The sequence below is a fragment of the Stenotrophomonas sp. YJH_SMC_20 genome, from assembly GCF_059367845.1.
Genome location: NZ_JCAFRG010000004.1, coordinates 299,690 through 318,834 on the forward strand (window position 1 = coordinate 299,690; position 19,145 = coordinate 318,834).

At 63.4% G+C, this 19,145-nt stretch carries 16 protein-coding genes and 1 tRNA gene; 10 read left to right on the plus strand and 7 right to left on the minus strand.

The window, feature by feature from the left end; translation table 11 throughout:
• Window position 1: 1 nt before the first annotated feature.
• From trpD to AC5P6A_RS09780, 3 genes are all read left to right on the plus strand, one after another.
• Window positions 2-1,033 (plus strand): anthranilate phosphoribosyltransferase, encoded by a 1,032-nt coding sequence (gene trpD, locus AC5P6A_RS09770; RefSeq protein ID WP_111113252.1) that lies wholly within the window; start codon window positions 2-4, stop codon window positions 1,031-1,033.
• 75 nt (window positions 1,034-1,108) lie between these two features.
• Window positions 1,109-1,903: an indole-3-glycerol phosphate synthase TrpC gene (trpC, locus tag AC5P6A_RS09775; RefSeq protein WP_019661507.1), complete on the plus strand. Its 795-nt coding sequence runs from the start codon at window positions 1,109-1,111 to the stop codon at window positions 1,901-1,903.
• The gene (locus AC5P6A_RS09780) at window positions 1,900-2,616 is read left to right on the plus strand and encodes a haloacid dehalogenase-like hydrolase (protein WP_019661506.1); all 717 of its coding nucleotides are present in this window, start codon (window positions 1,900-1,902) and stop codon (window positions 2,614-2,616) included. The genes trpC and AC5P6A_RS09780 overlap by 4 nt, the downstream gene beginning before the upstream one ends.
• 77 nt (window positions 2,617-2,693) lie before the next feature.
• Here the strand turns inward: AC5P6A_RS09780 and AC5P6A_RS09785 are convergent, their stop codons facing one another.
• On the minus strand, window positions 2,694-3,455 hold the full coding sequence (locus tag AC5P6A_RS09785; protein WP_346474725.1) for a sulfite exporter TauE/SafE family protein: 762 nt from the start codon (window positions 3,453-3,455) through the stop codon (window positions 2,694-2,696).
• Between the two features lie 62 nt (window positions 3,456-3,517).
• A complete protein-coding gene (crp, locus tag AC5P6A_RS09790; protein ID WP_010482649.1) occupies window positions 3,518-4,207 on the minus strand; it encodes a cAMP-activated global transcriptional regulator CRP in 690 nt (229 codons plus the stop codon).
• Between the two features lie 149 nt (window positions 4,208-4,356).
• On the opposite strand from crp, the gene speD reads away from it, so the two are divergent.
• Both speD and AC5P6A_RS09800 read left to right on the plus strand, forming a co-directional pair.
• The gene (gene speD / locus AC5P6A_RS09795; protein WP_019661504.1) at window positions 4,357-5,151 is read left to right on the plus strand and encodes an adenosylmethionine decarboxylase; all 795 of its coding nucleotides are present in this window, start codon (window positions 4,357-4,359) and stop codon (window positions 5,149-5,151) included.
• Window positions 5,152-5,318: 167 nt separating this feature from the next.
• Window positions 5,319-5,639 (plus strand): DMT family transporter, encoded by a 321-nt coding sequence (locus tag AC5P6A_RS09800; RefSeq protein ID WP_005419816.1) that lies wholly within the window; start codon window positions 5,319-5,321, stop codon window positions 5,637-5,639.
• Window positions 5,640-5,723: 84 nt separating this feature from the next.
• Here AC5P6A_RS09800 and coq7 read toward each other — a convergent pair whose 3' ends face one another.
• Window positions 5,724-6,368 carry a 2-polyprenyl-3-methyl-6-methoxy-1,4-benzoquinone monooxygenase gene (gene coq7, locus AC5P6A_RS09805; protein WP_019661503.1) on the minus strand — a complete coding sequence of 215 codons (645 nt, stop codon included), beginning with the start codon at window positions 6,366-6,368 and terminating at the stop codon, window positions 5,724-5,726.
• Window positions 6,369-6,565: 197 nt separating this feature from the next.
• Here coq7 and rplM point away from each other — a divergent pair, with 197 nt between their 5' ends.
• Both rplM and rpsI read left to right on the plus strand, forming a co-directional pair.
• A complete protein-coding gene (gene rplM / locus AC5P6A_RS09810) occupies window positions 6,566-6,994 on the plus strand; it encodes a 50S ribosomal protein L13 (protein ID WP_005414692.1) in 429 nt (142 codons plus the stop codon).
• Between the two features lie 2 nt (window positions 6,995-6,996).
• Window positions 6,997-7,389, plus strand: coding sequence for a 30S ribosomal protein S9 (gene rpsI, locus AC5P6A_RS09815; RefSeq protein WP_019661502.1), 393 nt, complete (start codon window positions 6,997-6,999; stop codon window positions 7,387-7,389).
• A gap of 284 nt (window positions 7,390-7,673) precedes the next feature.
• Here rpsI and AC5P6A_RS09820 read toward each other — a convergent pair.
• A tRNA-Gln gene (locus AC5P6A_RS09820) sits at window positions 7,674-7,748 on the minus strand.
• A gap of 803 nt (window positions 7,749-8,551) precedes the next feature.
• On the opposite strand from AC5P6A_RS09820, the gene AC5P6A_RS09825 reads away from it, so the two are divergent.
• Window positions 8,552-9,229 carry a recombinase family protein gene (locus AC5P6A_RS09825; protein ID WP_495222303.1) on the plus strand — a complete coding sequence of 226 codons (678 nt, stop codon included), beginning with the start codon at window positions 8,552-8,554 and terminating at the stop codon, window positions 9,227-9,229.
• A 5-nt stretch (window positions 9,230-9,234) separates the two neighbouring features.
• On the opposite strand, the gene AC5P6A_RS09830 is transcribed toward AC5P6A_RS09825, so the two are convergent.
• Both AC5P6A_RS09830 and AC5P6A_RS09835 read right to left on the minus strand, forming a co-directional pair.
• The gene (locus AC5P6A_RS09830) at window positions 9,235-12,057 is read right to left on the minus strand and encodes a BPTD_3080 family restriction endonuclease (RefSeq protein ID WP_495222304.1); all 2,823 of its coding nucleotides are present in this window, start codon (window positions 12,055-12,057) and stop codon (window positions 9,235-9,237) included.
• Window positions 12,058-12,064: 7 nt separating this feature from the next.
• Window positions 12,065-15,325 (minus strand): site-specific DNA-methyltransferase, encoded by a 3,261-nt coding sequence (locus tag AC5P6A_RS09835; protein WP_495222305.1) that lies wholly within the window; start codon window positions 15,323-15,325, stop codon window positions 12,065-12,067.
• A gap of 120 nt (window positions 15,326-15,445) precedes the next feature.
• On the opposite strand from AC5P6A_RS09835, the gene AC5P6A_RS09840 reads away from it, so the two are divergent.
• Window positions 15,446-16,810, plus strand: coding sequence for a hypothetical protein (locus AC5P6A_RS09840; protein ID WP_495222306.1), 1,365 nt, complete (start codon window positions 15,446-15,448; stop codon window positions 16,808-16,810).
• Window positions 16,807-17,517 carry a hypothetical protein gene (locus tag AC5P6A_RS09845; RefSeq protein WP_478428711.1) on the plus strand — a complete coding sequence of 237 codons (711 nt, stop codon included), beginning with the start codon at window positions 16,807-16,809 and terminating at the stop codon, window positions 17,515-17,517. Before AC5P6A_RS09840 ends, AC5P6A_RS09845 begins: the two co-directional genes overlap by 4 nt.
• Here AC5P6A_RS09845 and AC5P6A_RS09850 read toward each other — a convergent pair.
• Window positions 17,514-19,076 (minus strand): tyrosine-type recombinase/integrase, encoded by a 1,563-nt coding sequence (locus AC5P6A_RS09850; RefSeq protein WP_495222307.1) that lies wholly within the window; start codon window positions 19,074-19,076, stop codon window positions 17,514-17,516. The genes AC5P6A_RS09845 and AC5P6A_RS09850 overlap by 4 nt on opposite strands.
• Window positions 19,077-19,145: the final 69 nt, after the last annotated feature.

Consider the following 19,145-nt stretch of genomic DNA (forward strand, 5'->3'; position numbering starts at 1 on the left):
CATGAGCTTCTCCCCCCAGGAAGCCCTGCATCGCACCATCGAGCACCGCGAAATCTTCTTCGACGAAATGGTCGACCTGATGCGGCAGATCATGCGCGGCGATGTGTCTCCGATGATGACCGCCGCGATCCTCACCGGCCTGCGCGTGAAGAAGGAGACCGTGGACGAAATCGCCGCGGCGGCCACCGTGATGCGTGAATTCGCCCGGCCAGTGCCGGTGGCCGATACCTCCAACCTGGTTGATATCGTCGGTACCGGTGGCGATGGCTCGCACACCTTCAACATCTCCACCTGCTCGATGTTCGTCGCGGCCGCCGCCGGCGCGCGCGTGGCCAAGCATGGCAATCGCAGCGTGTCGTCCAAGTCCGGCAGTGCCGATGCGCTGGAAGCGCTGGGCGCGGTGATCGAACTGCAGCCGGATCAGGTGGCCGCGGCCATCGAGCGGACCGGCATCGGCTTCATGTTTGCGCCGATCCATCATCCGTCGATGAAGGTGGTCGCGCCGGTACGCCGCGAGATGGGCGTGCGCACCATCTTCAACATCCTCGGCCCGCTGACCAATCCGGCCAGCGCGCCGTCTGTGCTGATGGGCGTGTTCCATCCCGATCTGGTGGGCATCCAGGCCCGCGTGCTGCGCGAACTGGGCACCGAGCGCGCGATGGTGGTCTGGGGCCGCGACAACATGGACGAGATCTCGCTGGGGGCGGGCACCCTGGTGGGCGAGCTGCGCGACGGCAAGGTCCGCGAGTACGAGATCCACCCGGAAGACTTCGGCATCGCCATGTCGGCCAGCCGCAACCTGCGCGTGGACGGCCCGGAACAGTCCATCCAGATGCTGCGCGCGGTGCTGGACAACGAGCCGGGCCCGGCGCTGGACATCGTGGCGCTCAATGCCGGTGCCGCCCTGTACGTTGCCGGCGTGGCCAGCGATATCGGCGATGGCCTGGCCCGTGCCCGTGCCGCCATCGCCAATGGCAGCGCCCGCCAGCGCCTGCAGCAGTATGTGGAAACCACCCGCGCGCTGGTTGCCTGAGCGCGCGGTTCAGCCTGACCCCGTCGATGGCCCGATAATGGCCGTCCTCACCGCCCCCGCACCGACCCGAAGACGATGAGCGACATCCTGCAGACGATCCTGGCCCGCAAGGCCGAAGAAGTGGCCCAGCGCCGCGCCCAGCGCCCGCTCGAGGAGCTTCAGGCCGCCGCGGCCAGCGCCCCGCCGGTACGCGGCTTCGTGCGCGCGCTGCAGGCGGCGGTGGCCAATGGCGACCCGGCGGTGATCGCCGAGGTGAAGAAGGCCAGCCCGTCCAAGGGTGTGATCCGCCCGGACTTCCGCCCGGCCGACATCGCCGTCAGCTACGAATTCGGCGGTGCCAGCTGCCTGTCGGTGCTGACCGACGTGGACTTCTTCCAGGGTGCCGACGCCTACCTGCAGCAGGCCCGCGAGGCCTGCACGCTGCCGGTGCTGCGCAAGGACTTCGTGATCGACGCCTACCAGGTGTACGAAGCGCGCGTGCTGGGCGCCGACTGCATCCTGCTGATCGTGGCCGCGCTGGACGACACCCAGCTGGCCACCTTGTCCGAACTGGCGCTGTCGCTGGGCATGGACGTGCTGGTGGAAGTGCACGACATCGACGAACTGGAGCGTGCGCTGCAGGTGCCGGCACCGATGATCGGCATCAACAACCGCAACCTGCGCACCTTCGAGGTGTCGCTGCAGACCACGCTGGACATGCAGCAGGCCGTGCCGCGCGACCGCCTGCTGGTCACCGAGAGTGGCATCCTGGGGCCGCAGGACGTGGCGCTGATGCGTGATGCCGGCATCCACGCGTTCCTGGTGGGCGAGGCCTTCATGCGCGTGGAAGAGCCGGGCGAGGGCCTGCGTCAGCTATTCTTCGCGGCATGAAAACGCACTATCCGACGCCGCGCGAGGATGCGCCGCTGGTGGTCTTCGACTTCGACCACACCCTCTACGACGGCGATTCGGGCACCCATCTGTTCGCCTCGCTGATCAAGCGCAACCCGTTGCGCATGCTGGCGGCGCTGCTGGTCACGCCGATCGCCGGGCCGATGGTGGCGCTGCTGCCGACCCGTCGTGCCGGCATTTCGGTCTACGTGTGGATCGGCAGTTTCGGCCTGCACCGTGCGCGCGATTTCAACAAGGTGATCGACGCCTATGTGCTGCGCAACGAGGCGCAGATGCGCGCCAAGCTGCTGCCGCAGGCGCTGGAGGTGTTCGCCGCGCACCGGGCCAAGGGCGACCGCGTGGTGGTTGCCACAGGTGCGCCGCCGGAGCTTGCACGCGCGATCCTGGCCTTCGTGGCCCATCAGGATGTGCCGGTGATCGGTACCGAGGTCGGCCCACGGCTGGGCGGCGTCGGTCCAACCCGTCACTGCCACAACGAGGAGAAAATGCGCATGCTGCGCGAGCGCGGCTACGGCGATATTGATATCGCCTACTCCGACAGCACCGCCGACCTGCCGCTGCTGCTGGCGGCCAAGGCACCGGTGGTGGTGAACCCGAAGCCGGGCCGGGTGGCGTTCTTCCGCCGCGTGCTGCCCGCCGGCACCCGCATCCTCAACTGGGGCTGCGTGGACCGTGGTGGCGACAAGGCCTGATCCAAGGGTCAGATCCCCGAAGGGGCTCTGACCCCATCTCACGGTGAATGATCCGCCGGGCCATGCCCGGCAAGCGCTCAGCGGCCCAGATGCCCGTACACCGCGTGGCCGATCTGGAACAGGCTGATGCTCAGCACCAGCACGCCCACGGCCACCAGCACCCAGCGCTCCTTCACCCGCTTGACCAGGATCGCCGCCACCGGCGCGGCCATCATGCCGCCGATCAGCAGGCCGGCGACGATCTGCAGGTGCTGCACGCCCATCGACAACAGGAAGGTCGCTGACACCGTCAACGTGACCACGAACTCGGCTGCGTTGACTGTTCCGATGGTGGTGCGCGCCTGGCCGCCGCGGGCGAGCAGGGTGGACGTGGCGATGGGCCCCCAGCCACCGCCGCCGCTGGCGTCGAGCAGGCCGGCGAAGAAGCCCAGCACCGGCACCCGGCGGATCTCGCCCTTGGGCATCCAGCGCCCAGCGGCGCGGGCCAGGATGATGATCGCCAGCACCAGCAGGTACAGGTAGATCAGTGGCCGGATGATCTCGCCTGGGAGCTGCGTGAGCACGTACGCGCCCAGGGCGCCGCCCACTGCGCCGGGCAGGGCCAGGCGCAGGAACAGGCGCTTATCGACATTTCCGGCTGCGAGGTGCGACACCCCCGAGGCGCCCGTGGTGAACACTTCAGCGGTGTGGATGCTGGCGCTGACCTGCGCCGGCGGCAGGCCCATGCTCAGCATCACCGACGAGGACACCAGGCCGAACGCCATGCCCAGCGCGCCGTCGACCAGCTGTGCGCCCAGGCCGATGAGGATGAACCACCAGAATTCGCTGCTCAGCTCCATGCACCGAGCCTAGCGCGCCAGGGAGTGCGGACCAAGGTCCGCACCCACCGGGTGCTCAACGGTCAACGGGTGCCGTACAGCACCACGGTCTTGCCGCGGGCATGCAGCAGGCCGTCGGTCTGCAGTTTCTTCAGCACGCGGCCGGCCATCTCGCGCGAGCAGCCGACCAGGCGCGCCAGCTCCTGCCGCGATACACGCAGCTGGCTGCCTTGCGGATGGCTCATCGCCTCCGGTTCCTGCGCCAGGTCGTGCAGGGTGCGCACGATCCGGTCGGTCACGTCCAGGAACGCCAGGCGGCTGGCCTTGCGGCTGGTGTCGAGCAGGCGCTTGGAAATCTGCTGGCCCAGCGCATACAGCAGGCGCGGGGCATCGGCCGACAGCGGGCCGAGGAACAGCTGATGCAGGCGCTCGTAGCTGATTTCAGCCAGCTCGCAGGCGGTGCGGGTCCGCAGGATCACCTCGCGGCGGTCCGATTCGACGAACAGGCCCATCTCGCCGACGAATTCGCCGGCACCAAAGTAGCCCAGCACCAGCTCGCGATCGTCATCTTCCTCGGCCATGATCGAAACCGAGCCGCTGATGACGTAATACAGGGTTCCCGCCGGGTCCCCGGGCCGGAAGACGTCGGTACGGGTGGGGTATCGCCGCCTGTGGCTGTGCGCCAGGAAACGATCGATTGTGGCGATATCCAAGGCCAGTGGACTGCTAGCTAGGCGCACGGTTGACACGATAGGAGCGCTCCCTCTGCGCATGAACGGATTCACGGGGTCGATAGCGGAGCTTAACCAGCGCAATTGTTAAGGGCAAACAGTGTGCCAGATGTGAGCGCTCTTCACGTTCCCCCCGGGGGCAGTTTGCCCCATAATTCCCCCTTTCCCTTCTTACACAGGAATCGACCGCCGTGGTCAAGCCGTTGCCTCGCCTGAGGCTGCAGGGTTTCAACAACCTCACCAAGGCGCTGAGCTTCAACATCTATGACGTGTGTTACGCGCGCACCGAAGAGGAGCGTCAGCGTTACATTGAATACATCGATGAAGAGTACAACGCCGACAGGCTGACTCAGATCTTGACCGATGTCGCCGAGATCATCGGCGCCAACATCCTGAACGTGGCCCGCCAGGACTACGACCCGCAGGGTGCCTCGGTGACCATCCTGATCTCCGAAGAACCGGTGATCGACAAGAAGCTGGCCGGCAAGGAGCTGATCTCCGACGCCGTGGTCGCGCACATGGACAAGAGCCACATCACGGTCCATACCTACCCGGAGACCCATCCGCAGGAAGGTATCGCGACGTTCCGCGCGGACATCGACGTGGCCACCTGTGGCGTCATTTCCCCGCTGAAGGCCCTGAACTACCTGATCGAGAGCCTGGAATCGGACATCGTGATCATGGACTACCGCGTCCGTGGCTTCACCCGTGATGTGAAGGGCAAGAAGCACTTCATCGACCACAAGATCAACTCGATCCAGAACTTCCTGGCCAAGAACATCAAGTCGCGTTACGAGATGTTCGACGTCAACGTCTACCAGGAAAACATCTTCCACACGAAGATGCACCTGAAGGACTTCGACCTGGACCAGTACCTGTTCGAGGAAAAGGCCAGGAACCTGTCGTTCAAGGAGCGCATGAAGATCGAGGCGCTGCTCAAGCGCGAGATCGAAGAGTTGTTCCACGGCCGGAACCTGTCCGAGTAAGCCCCATGTGCGATGCCCGCAGGCATCGCCACCCAGGCGGGACGACCCGCCCCGTGGAACTGGCGTCGCACGCGCGATTGGCTCCATGGTGATGTACCGACCCACGGCCCGGTGTGAAAACACCGGGCCGTTTCGTTTTTTCCCCAAAAGGTAAGGAGCCCCCACCCATGCCCTGGATCTACCTGCTGCTGGCCGGCCTGTTCGAGATCGGTTTCGCCCTCGGAATGAAGTACTCCGAAGGCTTCAGCAAACCCCTGCCCACCGTTGCCACGGTGGTGTCCGCCCTGATCAGCCTGTACCTGATGAGCCAGGCGATGAAGAGCATCCCGGTCGGCACGGCCTATGCGATCTGGACCGGCATCGGTGCCATGGGCGTGGCGGTGCTGGGCATCTACCTGTTCAACGACAGCGCATCGCCGGCCCGCCTGGCCTGCGTGGGCCTGATCGTAGCCGGCGTGATCGGCCTGAAGCTGGTCTCGCCCAACTGATTGATGGCCCGACCAACGGTCGGGCCCCACCGTCGGCCCCCCCGCACCTCCTGGTAGGCCCGCACCGTTGGTGCGGGCGACCCTTCAAATGCGGTAGGCGATGGTCTTCATCACCCTGGAGGCCAGTGCCATCGCGCCCGGAATCGGGAACGGAAGGCGGCGTGCGCCGGCCTGCTCGGCGTGCTCGGCATGGCGGGCCTCGTCCTCCTTCATCACCTGGATGACCGCGCGGCTGCGCAGGTCGCCGGGCGGCAGGTCGACCAGATGCTCGTCCAGGTGGGCCTCCACCTGGCGCTCGGTCTCGACCACGAAGCCGAGGTTCCAGCCGTCACCGCGCAGCCCGGCCAGCGTACCGATGGTATAGCTGCCGGCGTACCACAGCGGGTTGAACAGGCTGGGACGGCTGTCCAGTTCGGCCAGCCGGGTGGCACACCAGGCCAGATGGTCGGTCTCTTCCTGGGCCGCTTCCAGCAGGTGTTCACGCGTGGCCGGGTCGCGGGCCACGGCGGCCTGGCCGAAATACAGGCCCTGCGCACAGACTTCGCCGACGTGGTTGATCCGCATCAGGCCGGCGGCATGGCGGCGCTCGGCGCTGCCCATGCCGGGCTCGTCGGTCTCCGCAGCCGGGTAGGGGCGGGCCGCCGGTGGGTTGCCGAACACCGTATCCAGGGCGCGCTGCGCCTCGGTCAGCAGGTGGTCCAGCGGGGTGGTCTGGCGGAGCACGGTCATGGCAGTACGCGGTGGGGCGGAAGTCCCCCGATTCTCGCCCGGCCCTGCGTCCGTGCCAACCCGGCCTGACGGTCCACTTGCAAGTGGCTGGCAAGGCCAGTACAATCCCGCCTCTTGCGCTTCACCTTTTCACAACGCGTGGCAGAGTTCCGGCGAGCCTTTCGCCGCAATGAGCCCGACCTAACCTAGAGTTCTTCATGAGCACTTTCACTGCCAAGAACGAGACCGTCCAGCGCGACTGGTACCTCGTCGACGCCGAGGGCAAGACCCTGGGCCGTCTCGCCACCGAGCTGGCCCGCCGTCTGCGTGGCAAGCACAAGCCGGTCTACACCCCGCACGTTGATACCGGCGACTACCTGGTCGTCATCAATGCAGAAAAGATTGCCGTCACCGGCAAGAAGCTGCAGGACAAGATGTATCACCGTTTCACCGGTTACATCGGCAACCTGAAGACCGAGTCCCTGGCCCAGGCGCTGGAGCGCCACCCGGAGCGCGTGATCGAGATCGCCGTCAAGGGCATGCTGCCGAAGGGCCCGCTGGGTCGCCAGATGTACCGCAAGCTCAAGGTCTACGCCGGCACTGAGCATCCGCACGCCGCACAGCAGCCGCAGGTTCTGGATATCTAATCATGGCTATCACTCAAAACTACGGCACTGGCCGCCGCAAGTCCTCCACCGCTCGCGTGTTCCTGCGCAAGGGTTCGGGCAACATCACCGTCAATGGTCGTCCGCTGGACGAGTTCTTTGGTCGTGAGACCGCGCGCATGATCGTGCGCCAGCCGCTCGAGCTGACCAAGAACACCGAAAGCTTCGACATCCTGGTCACCGCCGCTGGCGGCGGCACCACCGGCCAGGCCGGTGCGATCCGTCTGGGTATCGCCCGTGCGCTGGTCGAGTACGACGAAAGCCTGAAGTCCGAGCTGCGCAAGGCTGGCTTCATGACCCGCGACGCCCGCGAAGTCGAGCGTAAGAAGGTCGGTCTGCACAAGGCCCGCCGCGCCACCCAGTTCTCCAAGCGCTGATCTGCTGCGCCTGGTTGGGCTCCTTCGGGGGCCCGCTGGATGGAAAAGCAAAAGCCCGGCTTCGGCCGGGCTTTTGTCGTTTTGGAGTCAGGCATTTCGTGGTTGCCGGCCAGCGGCCGGCACTACCCGTCTTTTTGCATGTCCGACCCCGGGCCTCTCTCTGGAGAAGAGCCCCCTTGTTGTTCAAGGGGGTGCGCCGACAGGCGCGGGGATAAGGTGGAATGCGTGACCAAATTAAAAAGCAAAAGGCCAGATCTTTCGATCTGGCCTTTTGCTTTTTAATTTGGCTGCCCCGGATGGATTCGAACCACCGAATGCCTGAGTCAGAGTCAGGTGCCTTACCGCTTGGCGACGGGGCAAAACGTACAACGATTTTCTCACTTATCACGCTGAAAAACAACTTCATTTTCAGTGTGGTGGCTATGGGTGGATTTGGCAGATAGCCACCACACACAGCCTAAACCTAGCAATTTTGCTGGCTTACGAAGTGCTTCAGAAGGGAAGCTGTAGCACCTGATGTAGCAAATTATACGGATGTGAGGCCGAAAGGTCTAGCGAAAATTTCCGTGAAGACATCTTAGATAGCGACTGTTTGGCCTCACCCCCCCCAGGGGGGGGCTTACCTCTCAAGACTGTGTTCTCTGCTGCGGTACTCACGAACCGCGTGTTCGCGTAGCACCTGCATGATGTGGCAGCCGTTCTCTCCGGCATCTCGTTGTAGGTGCAAGTCAATGCCTCTCTCTGCACCCCAACCATCACCCCGCCCCCTGTAGGGACCTCGTGCGTGGCTGACGCACAAGGGGCAAGCTACGCGGTCATCATCGCCGGGGAACTTTGGCGGCAGCAGTTCCGCCTCTTGTTTGACCAGCCTACGTAGGTCATAGAGGAATTGATTCAGTTCATCTTGCGAGTTCAGGTTGTCTAGGCCGAGGTAATGAGAACGTGCTTCAAAGGGCAGGACGTCAATGGCCGCCCGTACGGTCTGCTGATAGTGCCGCTTCAGCCAGGCTACCTCTTGGCGAAGCTGAGCTACTTCCCGGCGTAGCTCGGCCCCGTTCGAGTGGGGGCGTCTGGACGTGATTTGCTTTTCCACGGAGTTCTTGTCTGACGATGATGAATGATGGTACAAAATAGCCTAACGTTGGTTAGGGGATTTTGTACCGTGCGCGTCGTAGTCTACATGCGAGTCTCCACCGCCCGTCAAGGGCGCAGCGGGCTCGGCCTGGAAGCTCAGCAGGCCACCATTGCCGACTTTGTCCGGCAGCGGGGAGCCGAGGTCATCCAAGCGTTCACCGAGGTGGAGAGTGGCAAGAGGGCGGATCGCCCGGAGCTAGCCCGTGCCTTGCACTTGGCGAAGGTGACCGGCGCAACGCTGCTGATTGCCAAGCTGGACCGGTTGTCCCGGAACGCGGCCTTCCTGCTCACGCTGCGGGACAGCGGAGTTCGGTTCATCGCGGCGGACATGCCCGACGCCAACGAGCTGACCGTCGGCATTATGGCCTTGGTCGCCCAGCAGGAACGCGAGGCGATTTCCAAGCGCACCAAGGAAGCCCTACAGGCCGCAAAGGCGCGCGGCAGGAAGCTGGGGAATCCCAACGGGGCGGTTGCCCTGCAGCGTGCCCAGAGGGGCAATGGCGACGCCGTGGCGACCCTCCGCGGCAAGGCGGATCACCATGCAAACCAGCTGCGCCCGGTGGTTGACGCGCTGGCAGCAGAGGGGGTTTCCTCGCTGGGAGGCATAGCAAAAGCCCTGAACGAGAGAGGCATGCTCACGCCACGTGGTGGCACGTGGCACAAGTCATCGGTCCGCAACCTGCTGGACCGCCTCTCCGTCCAGTAACTCAGTCAACCATGGGCTGCCAGGATGTCCTGGATCTGGTGGGGCTCGAAGGCCACGTCCCACGCCCAGGTGCCAAAGCCGCCCTTCTGGTTCACGCCCTTTACCCATGCGTCCAGTGCCGAGCGCTTGGCGCGGTTCTGGTCGTCGTCGACGCCCTTGATCTCCAACACCAGTGTCTTGCCGTTAGCGAGGCGGACCAGGAAGTCGGGGATATAGCGGCGCTTGGCCCCGTTCCACATGTAGTAGACCTGGAAGCCCAAGTGGTCGTTCTTTGCGTAGGCCTGCACCAACGGGCTGCTTTCCAGCAGGTTGGCTGCATGGGCTTCCCAAGCGCCGTCAGCCACCACGTGGCTGATTTGCGACTTCTGCGCTGGCTGGCATGTCTTGGTGGTGTACCAGGTGCGCATGTATCGCGTTGAACCGACCGGGAACTCCTCGTCGAACACCGGCTCGATGCGCTCTTGGTTCTGCTGCAACAGGTATCGCAGCAGGTGCTGGACCACCGCGTTGATGTTCAGGGATACCAGGATGCGCTTGCGCAGCGGCTCCTGGTGGAACAGCGAGGGCACCACCAGCTTGTCGGATGCGAGGAACTCATCGATCAGGTGGATCAACTGGAACGCCAGGTACTCCGGCGTGCCGGTGTATTGGTCCTGCATCTGCCCATACGCTTGGCGCGCGGCCTGGAACACCAGCCGTTGCAGGCGGAACTCGTCGGGCAGCAGCTCCAGGTCGATGGCCTGTATCTGGTCCCACGCATTGGCGCCACCCAGTGCCGGTGCCATCTCTGCCGCCAGCGGCGTGGCTGCAGGGTCTAGCTGCAAAGGTTCCATTGCTTGCCAGTCGAGAGTCAGGCCCGGCCGCACGATGGCGTCCACGCGCACCACGTTTGGCCAGCGCATCTCCAAGCTATTCCGTTCCGGCAGGGATTCGATCTGGGTGCTCTGCTTGGGCGGCGGTGGCGGATCGCCTTCGCCACTGAGGTCTTGGAACACCGACAGCGGTACGCCGAAGACGTTGACGAACTCTGGGACGAACAACTGCCGCTCGACACCGTCGGGGCAGACCACAGGTTCCGTGTCATAGCCGACACGGCGCAGTCCGCGGCCGATTACCTGCTCACACAGCAGCTGGCTGGTGAAGGCGCGCAGGCCCATAATGTGGGTGATGTTCTTGGCGTCCCAGCCCTCGGAGAGCATCGCAACGGAAATGACGTTCTGCAGGTCCTGGCCGGCTGTCCCACGCTTGCCGACGTTGTCGACGATCTCGCGCAGCAGTTCTTCCTTCCGCAGTTGCAGCAGCTCGCTCTTTCGGTCGGATGGGATGGCAGCGGCCTCGACAATCGCCCGCAGCCGCTCCTCGTAGTCCTTGTCGGCGCTAGCTTTCTCGCCGATCTCGGCTTTCTCCAACACGCGGGAGTCAACCCGGAGCGTGCGGTTGGCGTCGCGCATCTCAGGCCAATGCACGTCACCCTCGGTGAAGAATCGCTCCACGCGCGCGGCGGTGGAGGTCACGTTGCATACCGTCAGCATCACCGGAGGGGAGGTGTGGCCTGCTTCTGCCCAAGCCTCGGCAGTCTTGCGCCAATCGGCTCCGAGCAGGGTGTAGGCCTGCTGCACCAATGGAGGCAGCGGCTCATGGACTTGTGCCCCGCGGCGGCCAAGGTCTTCCTGGACAGCCGGGTCGCGGTACAGGTGATAGAGCTTGGGTTTGAGTGTCTGCGTATCCGGCACTACGCCGTCGCGCACGACCACCCGCGGGGTCTTCACCAGGCCCGCCTCGATGGCATCGTTCAAGCCGAAGTCGGAGATGATCCACTCGAACAGGCCGCCTTCTGTGTTGCTGCGCCCGGTCGGGGCGAACGGGGTGGCGGACAGGTCGAAGCAACGCTGTATGCGCAGTTCCTTGTGTATGCGGTCCAGGCCTTCAATCCAGCGGGTGGCCTCTTCCTGGTCCAGGCCCATTTCCTCAGCCCGGCGCTTCACGTCGCGGCTGCGCTTGTCATCGGGGGACTGCCGATAAGCGTGGTGGGCTTCGTCGTTGATTACAACGATGTCCTTATGCTGCGCCAGCTTCCCGAGCACTCGGCGGACGAATGCCTTGTCACTCTCCGGTCCCTTCCTGACCACCGACCGATCCTGCTGCTTTAGCGGCATCAGCGTGTGCCAGTTTTCTACCAGCACCTCGGCCTGATTCAACTTGCTGCGCATTGCCTCATTCGGGCACAGGCCGAACAGGTCGTAGTAGTTGTCCGGGTGCCCCGGATAGAGCACCTGCAGGCGCTCGCGCACCGTCAGGCCGGGGGCAACCAGGAAGATGGCGCGGGAGAAATCCTTGTTGCGCTTCGGGTAAGCCAGTGCGTTCAACACCTGCCAAGTGATGAGCATAGCCATCACCGTCGTCTTGCCGGTGCCCGTTGCCATCTTGTTGCAGAGCCGCTGCCATGGTCCGCCATCGCCCGGCACGTAGATGCCTTGCTTGAAATCGGCCGGCGCTTCGATCCACCAGATCAGTGTCTCGATGGCTTCCAGCTGGCAAAAGTAGAACGGATGCTGGCGAGCGCTGGCGTTGTGCCAGTGTTCAAGCAGGCTGCGGGTAACGGTGGTTACGCCCGGGTAGGCCGAGGCACGCCATTCGCCGACGCGTTCACGGATGCGCTCCACCAGGTCGAGGCGCTCGGTGCGGCGTGTGTTATGGCGGGTGTCGAAGATCTCGTAGCCAGCTGGACGGCGTCCCTCGGTCAGCTTCAGGCCACCTTGGTGGTCTATCCAGTGCCAGCGAGGCGCCTCAAAAGGCGTGTTGATGATCAGGGATTTGGGAGTCGTCATGCCGTGCTCAACTCAGCGCCATGACTTTCAGCGACTCGATACCGCGGTCGTCGACGATCTTCACCGCAATCTTGCGGTTGTCCCCGGCCTCGAACGGCAAGCTGACGGTGCCATGCAGCTTATCCAGCTTGCTCTCGTCCAGCTCGGCCTTGATGTCCTTTTTCAGCTTGTGCCAGCCATCTTTCTTGCCGGCCATGGGGAAGAACACCTGGCGGGGGAACAGACTGCGTTCGTCGTAATCGGTGTCCAAGCTCCAGGCCGCGATGTTCTTCTTGCCGCCGGACTTCAGCTCGCCGGTAGCGGTATCGAAGTAGTCGAAGCCATGGACTTCCACCACGTAGCGGCCGTCCTTCTGCTGGCGGACCTCCACTTCCGGCTGACCCATCAGCCAGAAGCTCTGGTTGTGGCGGGCGTTCTTCTTCAGGTCTTCGGTGAGCAGGTCAGTGTTCATCTGCGCCTTGAGGGCGGTGATGCCCTTGGTGGCGTCGATGTCCTTGGCGGCTTCCGGATCGAAGGCGAAGGCGCAGAACACGATCATCTTCGGCCGCGGGAACAGATCGCCGGCCTCGCGCATGGCCAACTCCACCGTGCGCTGCTCCAGTGCGGCGTGCTCCGGGCCGAAGCACACCACCACGCGCTCTCCGGTGTCCAGATGGCCGGTGCAGTGCAGGTGCGGGGTGTCGGGCAGGCTCTCCAGCTCGGCGAAGCGAAGCATCTGCCCGCCCTTGCCTCGGATGCCGGCCTTCAACAACTCGTCGCGCCAGCGGTGCTGACGGGCGGATTCGCCGCTGCGGGCGATGCTGGCGTCGGCCTCGGCCGTGGGCTGCGCCTCGTCCAGCACCATCACGCTGGGGAACGGCACCGCCTCCACAGTGAACGGGCCGGTGATGCGCAGCTTGTCCTTGGCCACCTGCGGCTGGTCGTACAGCACTTCCTGGTCGGCGTGGGCGGCGATGGAGTCGTCCATCTTCTTCTGCATCGCCTGGCGCGCGGCGTGGAATGCGTCGAACGCGGTGCGGGCAGCGGCGGGCCAGTCTGCCGGGAAGTCGAACGGCACCTCCCATTCCAGCAGGGCGTTGGCAGGCACCTGCTCGCCAGTGGGCAGCGTGTGGATACCCTTGGCGTCGAAGGCGATGTCTTCGCCCTTGCGTCCGCCTTCGGTGACCTTGAACGGGATTCGGGTGCCGGCCAGTGCAGCGTTGAGCTGGCCCAACGCCTGCTCGATGGCCGGGTGCATGCGCTCCCAGAGGTCGTCGATCTCAGGGTTGTTGGCGATGGATTTCAGGGTGACGTGCGGGACGGTCTTGTAGATGAAGCCGGCCTTCAGGCCCTCGTGCGGGTACTTGAGGTCGTAGTAGTCATAACTGGCGGTCATCAGCCGCTGCTTGGCCAGGGTGACCGCCACCCGCGAGGTGTCGCAGGTGATCCATCGGCGGCCCCATTTCTCCGCGACGAAAGCGGTGGTGCCAGAGCCGCACGTGGGATCTAGAACAAGGTCGCTGGGGTCGGTCGTCATCAGCATGCAGCGTTGCACGATGACTTCATTGGTTTGTACTACATACACAGGGTTGGCTGCTCCACCGAATCCAGACCACAAATTCGAGTACGAAGTGTAGGGAAATTCCTGAAATCTAGAAGCAAGGCGAATGGCGCCGTCAGAAACGGCCGCGCGAAGCGACTTTAGGACACGCTGTATGCCCTCTGGCGTAGTTCCCCACCAACGATTACCTGAATCGAAGATCTTGCCGTTTGCTTCAACGTCAAACTTGGAACCAGGTCCAGGCTTAGTCAGCAGCACCGACATGCAGTTCGTAGTCCCGGGATCAACCTCACCCCCGGTCAGCTTCCGATTCTCACTAACAGTCCTGTAGTAGCCGCCCGGCAACCCAAGCAACGTGTACCCATCCGCAGCGGGATCGCTCTTTTCCGAGTACAGCGGGTTGTACTTAACGCGCGTCGCGTCCTTTGCATACCAGACGATGTAATCAAGAATCGCGCCGATCCGGTTCGAGGCCTGCAGTCCGCCGGCTGCTTTCGTGAAAGAAATGATGGACAGAAAGTTATCCGCGCCGAAGACTTCATCCATCAGTTCGCGAACATGATGCAGATTCTCATCCGAGATCTGTACAAACACGCTGCCCGATTCATGCAGCAACTCTTTCGACATCAGCAGGCGGTCGCGTAGGTAGGTTAGGTAGGAGTGGATGTTCAGCTCCCACGTATCCCGGAACGCCTTGATCATTTCCGGTTCCTGGGTCAGGTCGTTGTCGCTCCGGTCCTTCACGTCTCGCTTGTTGACGAACGGCTGGAAGTTGCTGCCGTACTTGATCCCGTAAGGCGGGTCGATGTAGATCATCTGCACCTGCCCAGCCATGCCCTCCTTCTGCAGCAGGCTGTTCATCACTAGCAGGCTGTCGCCAGCCACCAGACGGTTGCTCCAGCCGCGATCGTGCTTATAGAAGTCCACCGCCTCGCGCAGCGGCAGCGGCTCCTCGAACCAAGCGCGGAACATGTCGCCAGTGGCGGTCTTACCCGCATCGGTCTTCATGCGCTTCTGGATGACGGCCAGGATGCTGGCCGGGTCGATGCGCTCGTGGACGTGCAGGCTGACGGTGTCCACCTCGAAGCTGGTGCGCTCGGCCTTGCCGGTCCAGTTGAGGTAGGGCGCGGCCTGGCGCTTGAGCTGTTCCAGCGCGGCGCGCATGGTGGCCTCGTCGCCGCTGGCCAGGGCGTCGTCGATCAGGGTTTCAATCTGTGCGCGGCCAACATCGAACTGCAAGGCAGGGTCAATGTGCGGGTCGTAGGCCCATTGCGTCCTGGGCTGCTCAGGATCGTTGTCCGGGGTGACCACGCCAACGTCGGGATTGTTGCGGCGCTTCTGGTCGTGCCGGTAGGCGATGACCTGGTTGTCTTCGTCGGTACGCTTGGCCTTGACCTCGGCCTTTGCACGCTTGGCCTGGGCCAGCGTCAGTCCTGGCTGCATCGGCTTCGGAGCATCTGCACCAGCGGGCTTCTCCTGCACCTGCAAGGTCAGCGGCGCCGCGTGGTCCACTAGCTTCCGCACCGAGCCGCCACGGCCTTGGCCTTTGGCTAGCAGCCCCTCGGCCACCAAGGCATCCCGTGCGGCCGAGTAGTCGTCTTCAGGCACCTCGGCGCCGAGCATGGCAGCAATCTGGGTACGCAGCTTCAGGTTTCCCAGGGTGGTCCCGTCCTCCGGCAGCAACTCCAAAAGGGCATTACGAATATCGGCAGCAGCTGCCTTGTCCATGGTTGTGGATTCCTATGATAGCCCCGATAGAATACGACGGCAGCCACACGATTGGCCCGGCGCGCCTCCGGGGCGGGGCAGCGTGTGTCCTCTCGTTCCTTTTGTTTTTTGTTCGTGCGTATGAGGGTGGTCGATTTTTGCGTGGATGTGGCTGCTGGGGCGGTCTCGCCCGAAAGCCGCGCCGAGAAGCCCAGGCTTTTTGACCCGGCCAAGAATGCCGCAACGTCCAAGAGCAAGCAGCTCGTTGCCGAAGTGCTTGAGCGAGTAGAAAAGGCGGAGAGGCGGCAGCGCCGGCGTCGAAAAGCCGATCAGGAGCGCCATGAGTCAGCCGCTGAGGCGCTTGTCTGCGACCTGGCCCACCGGGCATTGGGTGATCCCGATGCCTGGCTCACGGTCGAGATGAGCAAGGGTGCCTTGTCCGGCCAAGCACGCCGTGCCCCCTTCCTCACGGAGGCCTTCCCGAACCTCGTGAAATTGCTATGCCACCCGGAAGTGGCCGCGGCCGAGCTGCAGCCCGGCTACTACGCATCCTGGTTCGGTGGAGAACGCACGATGATCCGGGCCAGTCCTTGGCTGGCCGCCAGGATCGACGACCTCGAAATCCACTACGAGGACATCGGGCGCAACCAGGCGCTCATGGGTGATCCGCTTGTGCTCCGCGGCGACAAGGTGAGGGGTGTGGCGGAGACCCTGCCGTTGCCTGACACGCAGGAGGTTTGTGCTCTCCGTGCTCAGATGCAGCAGATCAACCTGTGGCTCGCCCAGGCTGACATCTCGTATGTCGGGGCGGAGGAGGTGGACCTGGGCCAGCGGTATCTCAGGCGCATCTTCAACAACGGCTCATTGCAGGAAGGAGGGCGTCTCTACCACGGCTTCTGGCAGAACATGTCCAAGAAAGACCGAGCGGACTACTTGCGCATCGAAGGCGCGCCCGTGGTCAGCCTGGATTTTGCCCAGATGTCTGTTAGGACGGCCTATGCCCTTGTGCGCATTGAGCCTCCCGATGGAGACCTTTACGAGCTACCGGGGGTGAGCGGCGACCGCGAGGGCGTGAAGCTGGTTTTCAACGCCCTACTGGCTAGCACCAAGATGCTGTCGCGCATGCCGCAGGGGGCCAGGCCGCACTTTGCCAAGCACGAGACGGTGCATTCGGTTGTGGCGGGAATCAGTCGGCGGCACCCAGCCTTGGTGCCCTTCTTCCAAAAGGGGCAGGCCCATGCATTGATGAACCTCGAAAGCCAGATCATCGTCGAGGCGCTGCTCCGGCTCAAAGACCGCGGTGTGGTGGCACTACCGGTCCATGACTGCATCCTCGTCGCTGACCACCGGATGGAGGTGGCCAAGCGGGCGCTTGAAGAGGCTTCTAAGGATGTACTGGGTCAACAACTCAGGGTGGAGGTGGAGGGATCTCCACCGTCGGGGCTCCATCGTTCCTCTATAGGGAATCCTCAGTCGTCCCCATTAGTGGGGGGCATAAGCGTATGAGCACCGTTCGCCAGAAACGCCGGGAAGGCATCTACCGGCGCATGAGAGAAGCCAATCCAGCCTTTGCAACCTGCGTAGTGCTGGATTGCGGCCATCCCACCATGGCGCAGCAAGGCAGCGGGTTGAGCAAGGCTTACTGCCGCCGCCATGTCGAGCATTTCCGCCGCCACGGCAGCTATTCAAAACCCAGCTACACCGCTGCGGAGCTGCGGCCGTACCGTGTTGCTGCCCTGCGTTGGCTAGAGGAACAACGGGATCTTCCGGCTGTCAGGGAGGCTAGGGAGGCGTTGGTAACTCTTTATATGCGCGGCGGTGCACCAGAGGAGGCCTTCCGGTTGGTCGGGAAGCCGCCGGCGGAGCGGGCGAGCAAGATCTGGGCGCGCCTGCGGGAGCGCCAGGTAGACCCCAGCGCCCTTCTGTCCATCTGGATTGCTGTACAGCTGCGCTACCAGGATGACCCGCAGCCGGACCGCAAGGCCCGCTACCGACTGGTGCAGGCCGCCAAATGGCTACACCGGCTGGCTGGTGGTACGCACAAACAGTGGGAACAGCACGACAATGCCGGCCGGCGGAAGGTGGTCCAGTTGCACAAGTACCCGGCCAGCAGAGGGCTGGTGCTGTGGCACCTGGGGGCGGGTCTGGCGCGGGCAGCGAGGCCGCTGCAGGCGCACTTGGAAGCAGTACGCCTGCACGTTGCAGCTTGTTAGACCGGCAGGTGGACCTTGGCCAAAGCCTCGTGCAGTGTGCTCAGCTTGGTGTGCTTGCCATAGCGGCCAGTGGAAATGTTGCTGTTCTCGTGCCCCAGGATTTCCGCGATCTGGTACTCCGGCGTTCCCAGGTCCTTTAGCTTGGTGGCCATGGTTTCCCGGAAGCTCTGCACCTGCTTCTTCTTGTCCTCCACACCGGCCTTTCGCAGCCAGCGGCTGAGTTGCTTGGACAGGAGGTCCACCGGGCTGCGCTTGGGGTCATCGGTGTACCGGATGCGGCGGGGGAACAGGAAGCCTTCGGCGGAGCTGCTGACAAAATCCAATAGCCCCAGCTCGATGAGCCTTGGATGCACAGGGATCAGGCGCAGGCTGTTCTCGGTTTTGACTCGCTTCTCCGGGTGGTCGGAATTGATGTCGAACACCCATAATCCGTCCACTTGGCGGACGTCACGCTTTTCCAGTCTGGCTGCCTCGCCCATGCGGCAGCCGGTATAGGCCATGATGCGAGGTATCCACAGCTCGTAAGACTCCTTGGCGTGCTGCTTGGTGTATCTGATAAACTTCGCCACGTCGTCGTCGTCGAGTGCCTTGCGTGCATCCTGAGCGCGTCCCTCGTTGACATCACGCAAAATCGTGGCTGGATTCTGGGTCAGATGGTCGTGCTCTGTTGCCCAGATGAATAGCGAACGGACGTATTGATAGTTCTTGTTGATGCTGCGAGGTTGCAGGCGCGGCAGCTCGGGCTGCGATGCTGCCGCTTCGAGGATCTGCCGAGGGGTGAGGCCAGGGAAGATCTTGGTCATGTTCTTGGGCAGCTGAAGCATCTGCGTACCCAAGGTGCGAATTTCGGCCTTGGTAACTTGGTGAATGGGGCGGTCCCCAAGCAAATCCACGATCAGCTCGAAAATCTTGCGGCTCTGCTCGGCGGTGCGTTCCGACCACTTCTTCAGGCCAATATGTTCCTCGCAATAGAGTTGAACCACCTGCGAGAGCAGGGGTGAGTTTTGCGTCCGATCCTTGGCCCCGCCAGTGGTGGCAAGGATTTCCTGGGGAAGCTCCAAGGGTTCACCTTCAAGTGCCTTTAGCTCGGCCACGGTGGCCTTAAGGTCCGCTTCCAAGAGGCGCCTTGCGAGTCTGCGCTGTGTATCCCTGGTTGCATTGGGGGCCAGCTGGGCGGCTTCCGGCAAGCGCTCGTCCACCTGCCCAAAGGCCAGTGCCGCCGAGATGCGGTGGGCTTCGTCATTCAGGTAGAAGGATGTGCCGTCTTTCTGGTCTTCATCGAGAGGCTGGGAAAGCCTTGCCTCGATCTCATCAAACTTCGTTGCCAGGTACTGGCGGTAGATGGTGTCAATTTCTTCGCGGGTCATCGACTGAAGGTTCCGGTCGATCTGGTGCAGGAAGACGCCCATTTGGGCTTCCCACAACATCAAGCGCCTGCGAGCCTCTCGGAGGTCGCCGGTTAGCAGGCTTCGGTTGAGTTCTGTGCGTCCCCAGACGGCCCGGATACGGGAGGGGACGACGATACGCGAAGTATAAATCTGACCGCGTCGCTGTAGCACTTTGTGGGCACTCGCTGTAGCAGTAGGGCTAAAGAGAGCGAAAGTGCTAGATTCTCCCGAGGCATCAAT

Bases quoted from the DNA above. Each gene is read 5' to 3' on its own strand.
- AC5P6A_RS09845 (WP_478428711.1), top strand. From the start codon at position 16,807: ATGAGCACCGTTCGCCAGAAACGCCGGGAAGGCATCTACCGGCGCATG.
- AC5P6A_RS09840 (WP_495222306.1), top strand. From the start codon at position 15,446: ATGAGGGTGGTCGATTTTTGCGTGGATGTGGCTGCTGGGGCGGTCTCG.
- trpD (WP_111113252.1), top strand. From the start codon at position 2: ATGAGCTTCTCCCCCCAGGAAGCCCTGCATCGCACCATCGAGCACCGC.
- rplM (WP_005414692.1), top strand. From the start codon at position 6,566: ATGAGCACTTTCACTGCCAAGAACGAGACCGTCCAGCGCGACTGGTAC.
- AC5P6A_RS09830 (WP_495222304.1), bottom strand. From the start codon at position 12,057: ATGACGACTCCCAAATCCCTGATCATCAACACGCCTTTTGAGGCGCCT.
- trpC (WP_019661507.1), top strand. From the start codon at position 1,109: ATGAGCGACATCCTGCAGACGATCCTGGCCCGCAAGGCCGAAGAAGTG.
- AC5P6A_RS09800 (WP_005419816.1), top strand. From the start codon at position 5,319: ATGCCCTGGATCTACCTGCTGCTGGCCGGCCTGTTCGAGATCGGTTTC.
- AC5P6A_RS09835 (WP_495222305.1), bottom strand. From the start codon at position 15,325: ATGGACAAGGCAGCTGCTGCCGATATTCGTAATGCCCTTTTGGAGTTG.
- AC5P6A_RS09785 (WP_346474725.1), bottom strand. From the start codon at position 3,455: ATGGAGCTGAGCAGCGAATTCTGGTGGTTCATCCTCATCGGCCTGGGC.
- AC5P6A_RS09780 (WP_019661506.1), top strand. From the start codon at position 1,900: ATGAAAACGCACTATCCGACGCCGCGCGAGGATGCGCCGCTGGTGGTC.
- coq7 (WP_019661503.1), bottom strand. From the start codon at position 6,368: ATGACCGTGCTCCGCCAGACCACCCCGCTGGACCACCTGCTGACCGAG.
- crp (WP_010482649.1), bottom strand. From the start codon at position 4,207: ATGCGCAGAGGGAGCGCTCCTATCGTGTCAACCGTGCGCCTAGCTAGC.
- rpsI (WP_019661502.1), top strand. From the start codon at position 6,997: ATGGCTATCACTCAAAACTACGGCACTGGCCGCCGCAAGTCCTCCACC.